The sequence below is a fragment of the Stackebrandtia soli genome, assembly GCF_965137155.1.
In the GTDB taxonomy this organism is placed as follows: domain Bacteria; phylum Actinomycetota; class Actinomycetes; order Mycobacteriales; family Micromonosporaceae; genus Stackebrandtia; species Stackebrandtia soli.
In genome coordinates, this window is sequence record NZ_CBCRZX010000040.1 from 1 (window position 1) to 18,161 (window position 18,161).

The following is an 18,161-nucleotide window of genomic DNA, read 5'->3' on the forward strand; positions in this document are numbered from 1 at the left end:
CGCCCCACCAAGCCGAAGCCGGGTGACCACCCGGCCCAGGGATGGTCCCCATCCCAATCGGGTGGTCGCGGACTTTCGGCTTGGTGGGGCGCCGTTCGTGTCGTAACTGTTCTGCGGCGTCGGCAACGGAGACCCACCAAGCCGCAAGAGCCGACCCGTACGCTGCGGCGGGCTTCCGCAGCTGGCCCGCCGGTGCGACGGTCAGGTCAACGTCGGCGTCAAGTGCCGTGGTGCGGGTCGTCGATGCCCACGTTCTGGACGTCCCCGAGAGCTCCTTCGTCGGGTGTGGGAGAGGTGTTCGAGTTCGGCGTGCCGCGCCGCCGTGTCGACCCTGCCCAGGGTCGCGTATCGCTGGTGGAGTTCGTGGACGAGTGTGCGGCACGGCCATTCGGTACGGCAGTCGCGGCAGGTCTTCGCCCACCAGTACGGGCGGTTGATCAGCCGGGTCCCGAACAGCCACAACAGCATGCGACGGATCGGGTTCCACCTGGGGACGTGTGTCGACGCACCATCCTCGTGGACCGTTCCCGCGTCGTCCATTGACGCCATGGCGGGGACACGTATCGGTTCGGGGTCGTTCATCGGCTTCTGGACGGTCCGGGTCTCGCCGCGCCACGGTGGTGTGCGGGTGTGATCGCGTGGTGCCTGGACGACGTGTGTCGTGGTGGGCCGTATCGGCGGATGCGTCCTGAATGCTCTGCTCTGTCGTGAGTAGACGGTGGCTCGCCCGATGGGACGGGTCGCGTTGGGCCTGCGGAACTCGAACGGACGGGTCGGCGGAACAAGCGGTCGTGTGCTCGCGTCGGTGCGGCTGTCGTCACCGTCACTGTCCGGTGCGGCTTGACGGGGTTTGGTTCCCCACCAGTCGAAACCGTCGTCGTCGGGTGCGCAGTCGTCGAGGATGCGTCGGGCGAAGTCGCGCCAGTGGTCGCGGTTGTGTTTCTCGACGGGCACGAACGCGGGCTCGGGACCATCCACGGTTCCGGCCTCTGGCCGGCGGTCGGGCTTGGCGGTCGTATGCACGACCAGTGCCGGTGTCTGGTCGCGTTTTCGGCGTTCGGTCAGTGCCGCGTCGACGCGGGCGCGGTGGGCGTTGAGTACGCGTTCCCTCCAGCCGAGGCGGTCCCACGCGGTGCCGGTCGGATCGGGTTCGGGTATCGGATACCGCGCCCGCCGTGCTTCTCGTGCGGCGTCGCGTTCACGTTCCCGACCGAGACGCTCCTTGTGCGGGTCGCGTTCGCCCGGTTCGGGTCGGACGACCGTCAACAGCGACACCACCGACCCTCCACCAGAACGAGCACCGACGACGGGGACGGGCTCGACGTCGAGATTCCATTCGAGTGTCGTCACGTCCGCGCCTCCGTCCGCCCCGCGCGGGGGCTTCCGGTTGCGGGTGTCGGGTCCGGATCTGTTGGGCCACAGGCCAACTGGGGCACGGCGTCGACAGGTGGCCGTGCCGGTTCCGGTGCCCCGGTCGGCTCGGGTGGTGCGACTGTTGTGGTGCGGTAGCGGTCGGTGGTGGTGCGGGTCAGGAACCACACGATCGCGGGTTCGCTCACCCAGTACCGTTGCGCGGGGTGTGGGAACAGGAGCGGGACGGCGGTGTTGATTCCGGCGACCGATCCGACCGGTGACGCGACCGTCCCGCCCGCGCCGAGGAGGTCGAGGCGTGCTTCGCCGTCGCCGACGTAGGTGGCGGTGATGAGTCGGTGTCCGAGTTTGAACAGGCCCAGGGGCCGGGGCGGGTCGTCGGGGCGGCCGATCCCCGTATGGACCGCGCCACCCGCGACCAACGGGGCGGGCGTGGTGGAGTCGTTGGGCGGCACGGGGACGCGCGAGGGACGTGACGGCGCGAGCGCGTACGTCCGCGTCGTCGTGGTGCCTCGCTCCACGGCGGAAGGCTCGGCGGCGCGTTCAGCGGGACGTTGCTCGGTCGGGCCGATCGGGCAGTGGGTCGGGTCGTAGATGGGCATGACGAATGAACCCCCAAAGAGGACAAGGCGGTGGACTGCCGGTGTCATCCCTAATCGACAGTCGACGGCGGTGATTGTGGTGGGCGGAGAGGGCGCGGTTCGCTTGCGCGAGGTCCGTCGTGTGTGTCCGTTGTGGCGGGTCGCGGCCAGGCAAAGCTCCGCCCCAAGAACACGCACGGGGAGGACGGGCCGAGAACGCAGCGCGAAACCCGCCCTCTCAGCACCACCGGGGAGCCTCACGCGGCCCAGCGAGGGAACACGTGAGGATGAAGCCGACCCGGATGCGGAGGCGAAGCCCACGCGGGCGGGTCGGGACATAACCGCAGTTCAGGCGGGCCTAAGGATCGACGCCCGTATACCTCTGCGGTATCGAGTAGCCGGGTTGTCACCCGGCTGGCACAATGGGTGCGGAACGAGACTGGTTTCCGTCCATGACGGGAACCTCCTTTCGATTCAAGACCGGAGCGGGTTGTTTTCCAGGACGTGCCGCTCCGGTCGTCTTATATCTCCACACTCGATCCGACGCTGCCCGATCGGGTGGGAACTCTTATGATGCGACCGTTCCCGCGTTACGCGGAGTAACGGCCACAACGGAACCCTAGCGCATGCGTTGTAGTCGCTGTCAAACCCCACCCACCAAAATGGCACAACGACATCATCGCGATCAATACCCCCGACCAGCCAGAACACCCAGAAACATCGACCCATCGCCAGCCCTCAATCAGGCCAGAACGTCACATGTGGACTGACCCAAGCCGTTCCTTCTGCCGCACAGCCGAAGCGAATCCTTCCGCCCCACAGTGGCTGAGTTCCCCGGCTTGGTGGGTCTCCCTTCCTGCCCGTGGCTTGCCTTGCGGTCCCGTAACCCGCCCCACCAAGCCGAAAGCGGCTGCGGCGTCTCGTGAAGGCACGCCCCCCAATCGTTGTGCCAAGTCGAACAGGTTTGACGCCGCTTCGATGGAAGGCGCCCTTCAGGCGCTACTCAATTCCCACCGCCGCATCCGACCGCGAAGCCGCCACGCCTCCATCGAGAGGTCGAACACTCCCGCCTGCCAAAACGGCTCCACCCCAACCATGTGGCCGCAGACTTTCGGCTTGGTGGGGCGGTGTACGCGTCGAAACCGTTCTGCGCGCAGCGGTAACGGAGACCCACCAAGCCGCAAAAGACGACCACCCGGCCAGCGACAACGTGCCCGGCAGACAGCTCCCGTAACCCAAGGCAACTCCACAAACGAATGTCCACAGCATTCGCTCCCGCAGTCCGCGGCACCATCCCTCACCGCGCGCAAGGTATTGGCATCTTTATGCCACCTCCGGTCGCCACCTTGACGAGTTCGGTCGTGATCGTTTAGATTCGTGCTCGTTGTCCGCACCGGCAGTGAGGTAACGCCCGCCCCTTGTGCTCCTCACGGAGCCGTCGAACCCCTTGTGCCCGAGGTGTACCCATGCCGGATCTGCTCTTGTCGTGACGAAACGCTGATTTGCCCGCGTGCGACCTGTGTCGCACGGCCCTCCTCGTCTCGACTATCCATTGAGGTTCTTACTTGCTCATGTCCGTGTTTCGTCGTGCCCTTGTGTGCCTAACGGCTGGTGCTGTCGCATTCGCGACCGTGCCGTCGCTGCAGGCGTCAGCCGATCCACTTGAATGTTCCGACACCGCCACGACCGAGGGCGAAGCTTCCGCATTGGCGGTGCAATGTGGCCACCGTGTCGAGGTTCTGGATTCTCGTACCCCGTATGACCAGTTGTTCGCGGAACCCGACGGGACGATGACCGCCGAGACGGCCGTGGAACCTCAACGTTCTCAACGGCCCGATGGCACGTGGCATTCGATCGACGTCAGTTTGGAACCGAGGGCGGATGGACGGTACGCGCCGAGCGCGACCGTCGCGGATGTCAGTTTTTCGCAGGGTGGGGATGAGCCACTAGTGGAGCTGACGGGTGCCCAAGGATCGACTTTCACCCTTGATTGGCCCGGTTCCCTTCCCCAACCATCGATCGATGGGGACAGCGCGACTTACTCCAATGTGTTGGACGACGTCGATCTCGTTGTTCGAGCGACGCCGCGTGGGTTCACCCACGTCCTGGTTGTGAAGACGGCGGAAGCCGCGGCTGATCCGGCCCTGTCTCGGATCCGTTTTGACACCGGGGGTGACGCGGAGGTGCACCCGGCGGCTGACGGGGGACTTCGGGTCATTGGAGACGGGGAGAACCTCGCGGCTGCCGCACCAGCGACCATGTGGGACTCGACGGACACGAACGTCGCCTCCCGGAACACGAGTACGGATATCGATGCCGACGGGCCCAGGTGACGGCGCGAAGATCGCTCCTGTGGCGATCGAGGTGGAACCCGAAGCGGTGGCGCTGATCCCGGATGAGGCGCTGCTCTCCGATCCAGAGGTGACCTTTCCGATCCACATTGACCCCGACTACGCGGCTGACCCGTCTCGATGGGTCTACGCGAACAACTCGAACTCGAACTACGGCGCTGTGCCGGTAGAGGCCGCCGCCCGAGTTGGTCGGGACCCCGGCAACGGTTGGTTGTACCGTTCCCTGTTCACCTTCCCGGTGAGCACGTTGAAGGGCAAGGTCATCACGTCCGCCAAGTTCCAGGTGGACCTGTGGCACTCCTGGTCTTGTCAGAGCGATGAACAGCCCGTCTACCTGTATCGATCGACATATCCCGATTCCACGACCCGTGTGGCGTGGAGCAAGGCGACATTGGGCGTCTACATCGGTGTCACTACGGTCGCGTCTAATAAGGATGATTGCCGGACTCCCGACGAACCGCCGGCCGTGTGGCATAACGCCGACTTGAAGTCGAACGTCCAGTCCGCGGCGAACAACTACAAGACGATCACTTTCGCGTTGTCCGCGCGGTCGAAAGACGGCACCGGCGAGGCGACTGAGGCGCGCTGGAAGAAGTTCCTCCAGGACACCGCGAAACTCGTCGTCACGTACAACTCGGTACCCGGAACGCCCACGTCCATGATGGTCGGCGGTACAGCGTGCAGCGTTGACGGCCAGGTCGTCGTCAATGACACGACGCCGGACTTGACGGCGAAACTCCCGGACGCCGATGGCACCGACATGCTCACGGGCAACGTTGAACACCGCCCCATCGGTGGCACCGCCACGGCCCTCACGGACACGAACGTGCAGGCCGGCCAGCGCGCGAGTGTCACCACCGCGACCCTTGTGGATGGGGGCGCCTACGAGTGGCGCCTCCGCGGCACGGATCAGCATGGTGCGTACAGTCCATGGACAACCTGGTGCGGCTTTACGGTCGACGCGTCAGTCCCCGCCGCTCCAACGATCACGTCGAGCGACTTCGCCCCGTGCGGAGATGACGTTTGTGCTCCGATGGGCGGCCCCGGCGAGGCGGGTTCATTCACCGTGACCGCCGCAGATCCCGATGTCGTGACATACCGCTATGGCTGGTCCGCGCCACCCATAGAGACCGTGTCGACTACAAGCGGTGACCCGCGCGTCATCGAGGTCGCTCCTCCGAAGTACGGCGAGAACACCCTGTTCGTGGAAACCGTTGACGCGGGCGGCAACCACAGTTCGACGGCGTCGTTCACGTTCTTGGTTGGATCAGCCTCCGCGCCCAGTAATGGCTGGGAATTGGAGAAGCGTCCCGGTAAAGAGGCTGCGGCTCTGACGAACCGTGATGTTGCGGGCCCCGCATTGACCCCGACAGGCTCGGTCGGATGGCAACCCGACGCTCGATTGATCGACGTCGATTCGGGGACCTTCACTGGCGGCGGCTATGAGACGGGACAGTCACTTGTCAGGACGGACGACTCCTTCAGTGTTTCGGCGTGGGTGAGGATGGACGGCCCCACCGATCACGGAACAATTGTGGCTCAAGCGGCTGCGAACCGTCCGAGCTTCTACCTGAAGTACAACACCACGAAGAAGCGGTGGGGTTTTGAGATGCCGTCCGCCGATGTGGCGTCGCCGACGTGGCACCAGGCGTTCTCGGTCGAGGAGCCCCGCTACGGCGTCTGGACGCATCTCACCGGCGTGCTGGATCGCACCGAAGGGGTCATGCGGCTCTACGTCAACGGTCTGTTGGAATCCGAGATCCCCGCACCGACATCGTGGCACGTCGACGGCGAACTGGCCGTGGGGTACGCGTCCGACAACGCCGGTACGACGTGGAGCCCGTTCGACGGCGCGATGGGCCAGGTCAGGGTCTTCGACCGGGTCGTCGTCGGTGATGACTTCACGATCGGCCCAGATGACCTCGGGCCGATCCTCAAACCGGAACTCGTCGGGAACTGGAGTTTCGACGAGGACTGGGGGACGGTCGCGGAAGACCAGACCGCCTGGAACCGTGATCTGACCCTGTTCGGCGGTGCCGAGATCAACATCGGTCGAAGCGTCGGAAGCTCCGGCCTTGAGGTCGACGGCTCCACCGGCTATGCCGCGACCGACGGACCTGTCTTCCGCACGGATGATTCGTTCTCGGTATCGGCGTGGGCTCGTATGGACGGCAAGACTCTCGACTTCACTGTCGTCGCGTCGGAAGCCGTGCATCGCCCGTCGACGTATCTGAAGTACAAGCCGTCCACTGATCGCTGGCGCGTGACCGTGCCCGACGCGGATGTCGTCAGCCCCGGCTGGTTCATCGCCGAGGACACGGTGTCGCCAGACGTCGGCGAGTGGTATCACCTCGCGGCGGTTTACGACGCCGCGTCGGATGAACTGCGGTTGTACGTCAACGGTGAGCTGCGGGCCGTCTCACCCGGCCCAACCGAACCCTGGCATGTGGATGGTCGGTTGCTGCTCGGCGCCGCCGCGTCCCAGGCCGGAACCGAACCGTGGTCCTTCGCCGACGGCGGCATCGATGACGTCGCCGTCTATCAAAGCGCACTCACGGACAGCCAGGTCGACCTGCTGTCCAACGGAATCCTGCCCTAGCCCTGCCCCGCCCGGAATCGAATGTTGGAGATATTGATGGCCCGCCCCGCCTCGATGTTCAAACGCGTTAACGCCCGATTCATCGCGTTGCTCATGATTGCGACGATGCTGCTGTGGATTCCGTTGGCGGACACACCGTTCCTCCCGGACGGTGATACCGCCGACGTGCCGTTCGCCGATGGCGATTCGCTCGCCGGACATGAACCGGTGAGCGATCCCGGCCAGCAGGCTGCCGCTGATGCCACGGCGGAGTTTCCAGGTCCAGTGTGGCCGAAGGCTGCGTCGGGCCGCGTGAACGCGTCCGAGGTTCTCACGCACGTCAGCGGGACACCGGTGTCGGTGCGAACCTCGTCGCCTCGGGAGGTCTCTGTCGAGGTGCGCGGGCAGGATGTGGCGGCGGCCCTCGGTATCGCGGGGGTGGTCACCGATGTGACCGCCGCGACGGACTCCGATGTGGATGTCACGATCGACTACGCGAAGTTCCAACACGCCTTCGGCGCCGACTGGGCGTCGCGATTGAAACTGTGGACGACCGACGGCGATCAGTTCGCGGCGCTCGACACTCGGAACGACCGCGCCGACTCCACCGTCACCGCAACCGTTCCGGTCACCGACGATGGCACCCGCGTCGTCTTGATGGCGGACACGAGCGGCGGCGCGGGCGACTACTCGGCGACGGCGTTGTCGCCGTCGGCGACCTGGAGCCACACCGGGAACGCGGGCGGTTTCGTCTGGAACTACCCGATCGATGTCCCGAACCCGGTCGGAGCCGGACCGATGCCGACCCTCGGGTTCGACTACTCCTCGGCGTCCGTCGACGGCCGCTCTGAGGCGACCAACAACCAGCCCGGTTGGATCGGTGAAGGGTGGGCGCTCTCGATCGGGTCGATCGAACGCCGCTTTGTGTCGTGCGCCAACGATATGGACGGTGCCGCGAACAACACCGAGAAGACCGGCGACAAGTGTTGGGCCGGCGACAACGCGATGCTGACGATGGCAGGTCGCGGTGGCGAGCTCGTCAAAGACGACGACACCGGCGCGTGGCGTTTGAAGAGCGACGACGGAACCCGGATCGAGAAGAAGACCGACACGACGAACTCGGACAACAGCAACGAGTACTGGGTCGTCACCGTGCCGGACGGCACGAAATACTACTTCGGACTGAACCGCCTCCCCGGTTGGGCGAGCGGGAACGCGGAGACGAAATCCGTGTGGACGGTTCCAGTGGCGGGAAACCACCCGGACGAACCGTGCAACGCGTCCTCCTTCGCCTCCTCGTTCTGCGACCAGGCATGGAAATGGAACCTGGACTATGTGGAGGACGCCGACGGCAACACGATGTCGTTCTGGTACGCCCCCGAGACGAACAAGTACGCGAAGGCCGGCGACGCGTCGTCCGTCGCCACATACACGCGCGGCGGTGAACTCACCCGCATCGACTACGGCACCGACAATCGTGACGGCACCGAGTACACCGGCAACGCGCCCGGCCGCGTCGTCTTCACCAGCGCCGACCGTTGCACCACGGAGAGCTGCGCGACGAAGGACGAGGCGAACTGGCCCGACACCCCGTGGGACTCCGAATGCACCGCGTCCACTTGCGCCGGTAAGTTCTCGCCGTCCTTCTGGTCCACGAAACGCCTGTCGAAGGTAACCACCCAAGTCTGGGACGCCACGGCGGTGAAACACCAGAACATCGACTCCTGGTCGCTGGATCACTCCTTCCCCAGCCCCGGCGATGGCACCCGAGCCGGTCTGTGGCTCGAGTCGATCACCCGCACGGGCCACGTCGGCGGTGACCTCGCGATGCCGAAGGTCTCCTTCGACTGGATCCAGATGCACAACCGCGTCGAGGTTTACGACGGAATCCCCACCATGAACTGGATGCGGATGGGCACCATCTGGACCGAAACCGGAACTCGCATCGGACTCGCCTACTCGCCACGTGATTGCGCCGACGGGGACGTACCGAGCGATCCCGGCAACAACGACCGGATGTGTTACCCGGTGAAGGCGCCCAAGCCCTTCGACCCGGACACACTGGAGACGCACTGGTACCACAAGTACGTGCTCACGACCGTCACCGAGTACGACCAGCTCACCGAGACCACCGCAAAGACCACCGAGTACGAATACCTCGGCACCCCCGCCTGGCGATACGACGAGCCGGACTTCCTGGTGGAGAAGCGATTCCGCACCTGGTCGGACTATCGCGGCTATGAAGGCGTCCGTGTCCGAGTCGGTGAGAACGACGAACAGACCCTCACCGAAACTCGCTACTTCCGTGGAATGCACGGCGACAAGGACCCCGCCGGTGGCACCCGCTCCGTCACGGTTCCCGCCGCCGTCGGCGACCCCGTCACCGACCACAACCAGTACTCCGGCCTGACCAGGGAGACGACCGTCTACAACGGCGTCGACACGGAACCGGTGTCGCGGCAGGTCTTCGTACCATGGAGATCCGCACCGACCGCCGAACGCACCGAGGACGGTCACACCACCGAGGCGCGGTACGTTCGCGGCGAACAGACCCGCCACGACCAGACCGTCCTCGACGGAGATCGTGGTTGGCGCACCACCCGCACCGACACTGCCTTCGACGGCTACGGCGCACCGACTTCCGTCGCCGACCACGGTGACATCGACGTCACCGGTGACGAACGTTGCACGCTCACCGACTATGCCCGCAACACGGACGTCAACCTGCTCACGCCGATGCTGCGCGTCCGAACCTACGCGCTCGTTTGTGGAACCAGTCCGACTTCGGACGCCGACATCATCGTCGACACCCGATACTCCTACGACGGCCTCGCCTATGGCGTTACACCCACTAAGGGTGATCTGACCAAGACGGAGACCATTGACGGATTCGTCGACGGCGAACCCACCTATGTGGTCGAATCTCGGACGGAGTACGACCCTCTCGGCCGGGTCTCCGCCACATGGGACGTCCGCGCCAACAAGACCGGCACCACATACACTCCCGCCACGGGTGTGGTAACGAGCGTGACGACGACGCACCCACTGGGATGGACCAGCTCCGAGACACGTGATCTGCGCGGCGCCGCGATCACGTCCACCGACGTCAACGGCAAGATCACTGCGACCGTTTACGACCCGCTCGGCCGCCTGATCAAGGTGTGGCTGCCGACGCGCAGCACGGGCCACAGCCCCAGCTACGAGTACAGTTATCAGGTTTCCGAAACCGGCGCGAACGCCGTCGTCACAAGGAAACTCAACGCCGCGACTGTCGCCATCACCGGCTACTACACCGTTTCCACCACCATCTTCGACGGCCTTCTACGCACCGTCCAGACTCAGGAAGTCTCACCCGGATCGGGTGGTGGACGCATCCTGACCGACACCCGATATGACTCCGTGGGTCGAGAGTCCGAAAAGGTCGGACCGTATCGGTCCACTGGTGAACCATCGGCGGAGTTGTTCGTGCCGACCAGCGAGATCACCGCACGCAGTGAGACCCACTACGACCGCGCCAACCGCGCCACCGACGTCATCACCTTCAACCAGCAGACGGAGCTGTGGCGCACGACGACCAGCTACGGCGGCGACTACACCACCGTCACCCCGCCTGACGGCGGCGTTCCCCGCACGACCGTCACCGACGCCCGTGGTCAGACCGTCGAACAGCGCGAACACCTGGACCGCAACGATTACGGCGTCTACCAGTCGACCTGGTACGACTACGACCGCAAGGGCAAACTCGTCACCGTCACCGACCATGTCGGCAACGCGTGGACGTACGACTTCGACATCCGAGGGAACCAGACCGCCGAGCACGATCCCGATCGCGGAACCACCACGTCGACCTACAATGCCGCCGGTGATCGTTTGTCGACGACAGACGCACGCGGCATCACCCTGTCCTACGTGTACGACGTGCTGGGGCGCAAGACCGAGCTGTACGACGGGACTGTCACCGGCGGAGTGAAACTGTCCGCGTGGCGGTACGACGCCCCCCTCGGGCGCGTTGCCCGGGGACACCTCTCTGGATGGTCCACGTTCGACGATGGCGCCGAGTACCGAATGGACGTCGGCCAGTACGACAACCTGTACAACATCGTGAGTGGTCAGCACATCATCCCGGAGACCGAAGGGGCATTGGCTGGAACGTACAAGTTTAGTCGTTCTTTTGCAGTTGAGGGATCACCTGAGTCGATCATGTACCACGGATTTGCGGGTGCGTATGGTGAGAACTATTTGTTCGAGTACGACCAGCGGACTGGGCTGCCATTGAGGACGCGGGTCGCCAGCGAAGGAACCTATGCGGCGGCCACTGATTACACGGGTCTAGGTGAGGTTCAATCGGTGCGATATCTCCACAACATGGCATATGCCATGCAGTCGTACCAGTACGACGATGCGACCCGCCGTGTCACGTCCACGCGGATTCTGAAGGAGAACGCGCCGTCGTTGGTGTCGAACACGAGTTACGCGTATGACCCGGCGGGCAACATCACGGGTATCTCGGACTCCGTCACCGGCGACAATCAGTGTTTCGACTACGACGCTTTGGCCCGGTTGACGAGCGCGTGGACGCCCTCAGACGGGGATTGTTCTGTCTCTCCGGCTACTGGTGGCTTGGGTGGTCCGGCCGCATACTGGCAGTCGTATGCCTTCGACGCGATCGGGAACCGTACGGCGATGACGAACAATGTGACGGGTGAGACGACGGATTACGCCATGCCCGTAGCGGGTTCGGCTCAGCCGCACACCGTCTCGACGGCGACGACCGATGGACAGGTCACCGAGTTCGACTGGGACCCGGCCGGGAACATGACCTCTCGCCAGGACACCGACGGTGCGACGCAGGAACTGACGTGGACCCCGCAGGGGAAGCTCGACACGGTGAGCGTCGGTGACGCCGTGACGTCCCACGTGTACTCGCCCGATGGTGAGCGGCTGATCCGCCGTGATGCCGATGGTGGCGCGGTCTTGTACCTTCCCGGGCAGGAACTGAAACTCTCGCCGACGGATGCTGTCTCCTGCACCCGCTACTACACGTACCTCGGTAAGACGATCGCCGTCCGTGAAGGCATCACCCTGAAATGGCTGCTGTCGGACCACCAAGGCACATCCACCATCTACATGGAACACTCCGGACAGGTCGACATCGGATTCCGCTACTCCGACCCGTACGGCAACCCCCGCGGCACCGCCGCACTCACCTGGCCCAGCGACAAGGGCTTCGTCGGCGGGACCAACGACCCGTCCGGCCTCACACACATCGGCGCCCGTGAATACGACCCCAACCTCGGCCGCTTCATCTCCGACGACCCCGTCACCGACCTCACCGACCCCCAACAAATCCACGGCTACGCCTACGCCAACAACACCCCCATCACCAAAAGCGACCCCTCCGGCATGTACGTCCCCTCCCACGACGGACCAGGTCACGACCGCGCCTACGTCGACCCCAACAAGGGCGGATACTCCCACTACACCAACAAGGGCCAGACCTACCGCAACGACGGCAACGGAAACTACATCCCCGTACCTGAGCCGAAGTATGTCCCAAATGAGGATTTCCTTCGCGCATACGGTTTGGAGTACTTGTCTCAGTCCGCTTCCCTCCTTGATGTTTCATCAGGAATGGCAACGGAGCTCGGAAAAACGATGCTGAGCGATCTACAGAAGCTAGAGATCGCTTTCATGTCCGGCGATCATGCGGCCATGGAGAAGTATGGAAACCGGTTGAAGAATGCCGGACTCTCACTCGGCCCGATCAAGGGCCTTGGCTGGGGGAAGTTCGCAACATTCTCTATCGTCAAGAAGGCAGCAAAGTTCATTCCTTTCATCGGCGCAGCGATTTCGATAGGCGTCGGCGTTTACGATGTGACTCATGGGAAACCGATCGGTGCAACGACGGGATCGGTTGCGGGTGAAATCGCGGGTGGATTGGCTGGCGCAGCGTTTGGTGCCAAGGTTGGACTCGTCGGTGGACCAATCGGTGTTGCTGTAGGGGTTGGCATTGGCGCAGTCGCCGGAGCGGTAATCGGAAGTATTACGGGAGGTTGGATAGGAGGACTATTCGATTAGAGAACTTCGGGCACTACTCAAATACATGGAAGGTTGTCTCGGCGAGATCTCGACTCGTTAACGCTGGCGAGAATCTGAATACAAAACACTTATATATAAGCCTCTGGTTGATTAATGGGAAAGAAGGGGTGGTAATGTCATCCAGGTTTGATATTGGGATCGTAGAATTCTCGATCCTTTCTGCGCTTTTCGCGCTCGGGTGCATTGTGACGTTGGTGATGTTGCCTAGGCATTGGCGAGGTCATCTGATTGAAACCGAGCGAGATATATATGAAGCCCCCCACGCGTCAGATGTGCGCAGGGCAATTCCACGTACGTTCCCAATGACGACGATTGTTGGTTGTGCGCTGGTGTTGCTGGTGATACCGGTGTTGTGGTCTGAGGCCACGGGACTGGGACCGAAGTCTGCGCCGATATGGATGATAGCGATGGCTATCGTCCTCGGGGCGATCGTTGCGATCATTGGTCCGATAATGTGGTATACGATTGTCTATTACAATCAGCCGAAGTGGGCCATTCCGCCTCCTTATCGTTCTGCTGTGGGCGTTGTTGAACTTCGTCGCAGTCGTGGAGAACTTGCTCGCTACCGTAAACGGGCGATTATGCGGAATACCATTATTGTCGTCACTATAGGATTGGTATTCGGCCTGGCCATCGCCTTTCGATCGCATTAGGACTCATTCCAATGCATTCATGGTGGGGTGTAAGCTTTCTTCAAAATACGATCGATGTCCGTTGTCGTCGTGATGCTGACTGCTTTCTGTCCAACGAAAGGTCGCCGTGAGGGTTCTGCGGGTTGTTTTGGTGTCGGTGGTTTTGGGGTTGACTGCGGCGTGTGGGTTGTTCTTTCCGAGTGAGGATGAGGCCTTCTTTTTCCGTGCTGGTCATGCGGTGGTGGGTGGTCGGTTGGTGTTGTATGTGCCGCTGTGCGCTGGTGAGTCATTGGATGGCGTGTATGTCAAGGACACGACTCCGCCGCCGGATGCTGATGGGCCGTGGACGGCGCCGATCGTGTGGAGTGTGGTGGGTCCGAACGCGGAGTTGACGAGGTCGGGTGTGGTTGTGGTGGGTGATGATTCGGGGTGGGATGAGGTGGTCACTCCGTTGGGCGAGTTGTCGAACAGTCTTGAGGTCAGGTTCAGGGTGGAGACATCTTCGGCGTTGATCGAAACTGATACTGGGTTTCCGTTGGATGCGGACTACTTTCCGCACCATCCTGCCAAGACAGACCCGTCCAGTATTGAGTTCTACTTTGGCGTCAGCAATGGCAAAGGTGACATCCTTTCAATCGCGGAGATGGATGAAGCGGCAGAGTGCGCCGCCTATTACCGCCATAAGATCCTGGAGCAGAATTGATGCGGGGCAGGTGATCCCAGACCGAGGACGAGTGCTTCGTCGGCGGAACCAACGACCCGTCCGGCCTCACACACATCGGCGCCCGTGAATAAGACCCCAACCTCGGCCGCTTCATCTCCGACGACCCCGTCACCGACCTCACCGACCCCCAACAAATCCACGGCTACGCCTACGCCAACAACACCCCCATCACCAAGAGCGACCCCTCCGGGATGTACGTCCCCTCCCACGACGGACCAGGTCACGACCGCGCCTACGTCGACCCCAACAAGGGCGGATACTCCCACTACACCAACAAAGGCAAAACCTACCGCAACGACGGCAACGGAAACTACATCCCCGTACCGCAACGCAGATATTTTTCTGAAGTACCTGGGCGAGGTCTGCAGACTACCGATGACAATATTCCCCGGCTTGAGCTTGCTTGCGAATGGTACGACCTCGCCTGCAACTCTATATCTGGAATTCTTGACTGGTTTTCTGGCGGCGATACTTCAGTCGGAGTTTGTGGAAGCGCCAGTGCACAAGTGGTTGGCGGAGCAGGTATAGACGTATGCATTGTTGAAACACCAGAAGATGGATGGGGATTGCTGATCCGACCGCATGCTGGGATTGGTCTTGGAGCCAGCGCTGAAGGAACTTTTAGCTCATTCGAGTCAACTGCTAGAAGTTTCGATGAGCTGGCAGGTTGGGATACATACACCAATACTGCCACAGGAGTTCTCGGCGTTGTAGAAGGCGAAATCGCAGTTTCTGATGCCGGGGATATTTCTTTGTCGTTTGGAGTCGGTGGTGGGATTGAAATAGGTATACCAGGAGGAATCGCCTCATGGGAAATTGGAAGAGGCTATACGTTTGTGATTCCACTAGAGTGAGGAATAGAATGAAGATAGACGAAATCTCGATTGAATTGAACCAATTTGCATCGTATCGAGCCTTGGTTATCCTGGCGCGTATATTTCCTTGCATAATGGGAATATTCATAGCCGTAGCGTTGATCGCCTCCACATCGTTCACTATGGTGGCTGCGGCAATTGCCGGGGTTTCCTGGGCTGCTTTGCTGGGTGTTGCCCTTGGTATTTCCATGAAGCTGCGATCTGAGATTCCTCGAGGTGATAAGAGGCTCTTGAAGTCGAGCTCGCGTCTCCGTATTATCGTCCTCCTGTCCTTCTTTCGCGATGTGATTCAATTCTGGCGTAGATCACACTGAGCCTTTTTCATCCTGTGTGGTTGACATCGGAGATGGCTCGGAAGATGTCGGCGGCCCGGCATGTTGAACAGTGCAAACGCCGGAGGATCCGCCACTTCTTGAGTCCGGCGAAGCCGCGTTCTTCGGGTGCACGGAGGCTGGCTTGTATCCCCGTTCTGAGTCTTCTTCGGTCCTGGTTTGTCGCGTCCTTTCCACGGTGGCTCGGTCACCTGGTCGCCGGGTCCGATGTAGCCTTTGTCCGCCAGCGCCATGACTCGGCCCATTTAAGGGCTCCTATCAATTTTTGCGGAGTCGTCGGTAGCGGCTGAAGGGCGCACACTGACGAGGTCTATCCATTGTGAAATTCACTGTGGACTTCCCAGTGTGTGGCGAGGAGTTTGTAGGAAAGTGTTGAGATGATATCGTGGCCCAAGACCTCAAGATGGAGCGTCAGTCGACGGGTAGTGGTTGTTCTCGCTTCGATTCTCATTGTTTGCGCGGGCATCATCTACATCAGCAGCCTTGATAGGTCGAGTACTTCGGTGAGCTACGCGTCCGTTTCGCTTGCCCGGCTCGAATTTGTGTCAGATGGATTTCCGCGAACTGGGCTAGATAGAGAGTGGACGCCGTTCTCGATACAGGACGATGAGTTCTGTGAGAGTTCTCGAACGTGCGAGGGAGTTGCGCACCTCGACCGATTCGGCTCTTTGCCGATCGTTGGATATGTGTGGCTGCGGGCGGAGCGACTTACCAGCCCGCTCGAGTCGGCCGAATGGGGTGACAAGATGATGGCCAACAGTAGCCATTGGGGGGATGGCTATTTGTTTAGATCGTACGAAACAACGGTATACGGATTGGGCGCCGACTCGGCTGCGTTCTACTGTCGCTACCCCGTACCCGACTTCGGTATGAGCAGCTTTCCAATCGAGTCCGGGAACTGTCAGTGGTTGGCTGTTTTGATCTACGGCCAGTATGCGACCGCGATTCATGTTGTCAAAGGCGAGGGTGACTTCTACCCGGACGATTTCATCTCCGGATTCGTGAGGGCTCTCGATACAGAGATGATGGATATTCTGACCTAGTGCTCGCGTAGTAGATCGTGTAGGTAGACGTAGGTAGAAATTATGGGGTTCCATGCTTCGATTCGTGAAACGATCAATGACCGTGGTTGTCGTGATGCTGACTGCTTTCTGCCCAACGAAAGGTCGCCGTGAAGATCTTTCGGGTTGTTTTGGTGTCGGTGGTTTTGGGGTTGACTGCGGCGTGTGGGTTGTTCTTTCCGAGTGAGGACGATTCGGTTCGCTTCCATGCTGGTCATGCGGTGGTGGGTGGGCGGTTGGTGTTGTATGTGCCGATGTGCGCTGGTGAGTCATTGGATGGCGTGTATGTCAAGGACACGACTCCGCCGCCGGGTGCTGATGGGCCGTGGACGGCGCCGATCTTGTGGAGTGTGGTGGGGCCGAGCGCTGAGTTGACGAGGTCGGGTGTGATCGTGGTGGGCGATGATTCGGGGTGGGATGAGGTCGTGACACCGTTGAGCGAGCTGTCGAACCGTCTTCAGGCCCGGATCAAGGTGGCGACGTCAAACGCGCTGATCGAAGTAGGGACGGCGTTTTCCTTGGATGCGGGCTACTTCCCGAGCTATCCGTCTGGAACCGATCCATCGGCGATTGATTTCTACTTCGGCCTCAGCAATGGCAAAGGTGACATCCTTTCAATCGCGGAGATGGATGAAGCGGCAGAGTGCGCCGCCTATTACCGCCATAAGATCCTGGAGCAGAATTGATGCGGGGCAGGTGATCCCGGACAGAGGTGATGCGACGTCAGTAGGAGTCACCAGTCTGGTTCCCGGCCCTCGCGGAGCCGGTGGGCGTCTCGCCGGTACATCGCGGCGTGTTCGACGAAGTCGCTTCGCCCCGTGTCCTCGGCTCTCCGGTCGGTGAACTCGGCGAGGGCGTCCAAGTAGTTCGCGGACGTCCGACGCACAGCCTCACACGTGTAGTCATATCCATACGCTTCGATGAGAATCCGAAGTCTCTGCTCCCGGCCGCCGTCACGAACAGGTTCGAAGTCCGGCGCGTCCTCGGCGTAGGGGACCAGCCGATACGCCAAATAGGACAGATCCCAGAGGCGCGGCCCGGGTGAGGCCATGTCGAAGTCGATCACGCCGACCAGTTTCTCGTCCCGAACGATCAGGTTGTACGGCGCGAAGTCGTTGTGGCAGAGGACTTCCATCGGAGTTCGGCTCTTCTGCCGCCACGGGCCGTTCGCGGAAACGAGCGGCTCGCCCGCGTCATGCAGTCGCCGAAGAAGGGCGCCCGCAGACCGCAACAGCGACTGCTTCCAGAGCACCTGGGGAGGCAACGTCGTCATCATGTCGCCCTGGATGAATGACAGGACCTCTCGCCCGTCCTCATCCAAGCCGAACGCTCGGGGAACCTCGACGACACCAGCGGATTCGTATCGCCGCAGCAGCTCGTGCACCGCCGGGGTCCACGGCCCCGCCACTCGCCTGACGGTGTCGCCGATCCGGACGACCGGCTCCATGTTGCCGCCCGCCAGCAACTCCCCGTTCGCGTCCTCCACGCTCGCAACCGTATCCCGACCGCGCTCAGAAGCAGCCGCGATATCGGCGACGAGGTCCGCCTCGGTGAGTG

The 18,161-nt window shown here is 62.0% G+C and carries 10 protein-coding genes and 1 pseudogene; 8 read left to right on the forward strand and 3 right to left on the reverse strand.

All coding sequences use genetic code 11. The annotated features are described in order from the left end of the window. Nucleotides 1-201 precede the first annotated feature (201 nt). Together ACM9NP_RS18840 and ACM9NP_RS18845 are read right to left on the reverse strand one after the other, a co-directional pair. Nucleotides 202-1,350, reverse strand: coding sequence for a hypothetical protein (locus ACM9NP_RS18840; protein WP_415648059.1), 1,149 nt, complete (start codon nucleotides 1,348-1,350; stop codon nucleotides 202-204). Further along, nucleotides 1,347-1,973: a hypothetical protein gene (locus ACM9NP_RS18845; RefSeq protein WP_415648060.1), complete on the reverse strand. Its 627-nt coding sequence runs from the start codon at nucleotides 1,971-1,973 to the stop codon at nucleotides 1,347-1,349. The genes ACM9NP_RS18840 and ACM9NP_RS18845 overlap by 4 nt, the downstream gene beginning before the upstream one ends. Before the next feature lie 2,292 nt (nucleotides 1,974-4,265). Between ACM9NP_RS18845 and ACM9NP_RS18850 the strand changes: the two genes are divergently transcribed. The 8 genes and pseudogenes from ACM9NP_RS18850 (at nucleotide 4,266) to ACM9NP_RS18885 (ending at nucleotide 17,290) form a co-directional block, all read left to right on the forward strand. Beyond that, the gene (locus tag ACM9NP_RS18850; protein WP_415648061.1) at nucleotides 4,266-6,902 is read left to right on the forward strand and encodes a LamG-like jellyroll fold domain-containing protein; all 2,637 of its coding nucleotides are present in this window, start codon (nucleotides 4,266-4,268) and stop codon (nucleotides 6,900-6,902) included. A 36-nt stretch (nucleotides 6,903-6,938) separates the two neighbouring features. Then, nucleotides 6,939-12,959 (forward strand): RHS repeat-associated core domain-containing protein, encoded by a 6,021-nt coding sequence (locus ACM9NP_RS18855; protein ID WP_415648062.1) that lies wholly within the window; start codon nucleotides 6,939-6,941, stop codon nucleotides 12,957-12,959. A 323-nt stretch (nucleotides 12,960-13,282) separates the two neighbouring features. Then, on the forward strand, nucleotides 13,283-13,633 hold the full coding sequence (locus ACM9NP_RS18860; protein ID WP_415648063.1) for a hypothetical protein: 351 nt from the start codon (nucleotides 13,283-13,285) through the stop codon (nucleotides 13,631-13,633). 106 nt (nucleotides 13,634-13,739) lie between these two features. Next, a complete protein-coding gene (locus ACM9NP_RS18865; RefSeq protein ID WP_415648064.1) occupies nucleotides 13,740-14,315 on the forward strand; it encodes a hypothetical protein in 576 nt (191 codons plus the stop codon). Nucleotides 14,316-14,350: 35 nt separating this feature from the next. Next, nucleotides 14,351-14,530: pseudogene (locus ACM9NP_RS18870) on the forward strand (RHS repeat-associated core domain-containing protein); the annotation flags it as partial. After that, nucleotides 14,528-15,190 (forward strand): hypothetical protein, encoded by a 663-nt coding sequence (locus ACM9NP_RS18875; RefSeq protein ID WP_415648065.1) that lies wholly within the window; start codon nucleotides 14,528-14,530, stop codon nucleotides 15,188-15,190. The pseudogene ACM9NP_RS18870 and the gene ACM9NP_RS18875, both read left to right, overlap by 3 nt. A gap of 856 nt (nucleotides 15,191-16,046) precedes the next feature. Next, a complete protein-coding gene (locus ACM9NP_RS18880; RefSeq protein ID WP_415648066.1) occupies nucleotides 16,047-16,586 on the forward strand; it encodes a hypothetical protein in 540 nt (179 codons plus the stop codon). A gap of 128 nt (nucleotides 16,587-16,714) precedes the next feature. Then, entirely contained in the window at nucleotides 16,715-17,290 is a 576-nt protein-coding gene (locus ACM9NP_RS18885) for a hypothetical protein (RefSeq protein WP_415648067.1), read from the forward strand. A gap of 47 nt (nucleotides 17,291-17,337) precedes the next feature. Here ACM9NP_RS18885 and ACM9NP_RS18890 read toward each other — a convergent pair whose 3' ends face one another. Further along, the gene (locus ACM9NP_RS18890; RefSeq protein WP_415648068.1) at nucleotides 17,338-18,090 is read right to left on the reverse strand and encodes a phosphotransferase; all 753 of its coding nucleotides are present in this window, start codon (nucleotides 18,088-18,090) and stop codon (nucleotides 17,338-17,340) included. Between the last annotated feature and the right edge of the window lie 71 nt (nucleotides 18,091-18,161).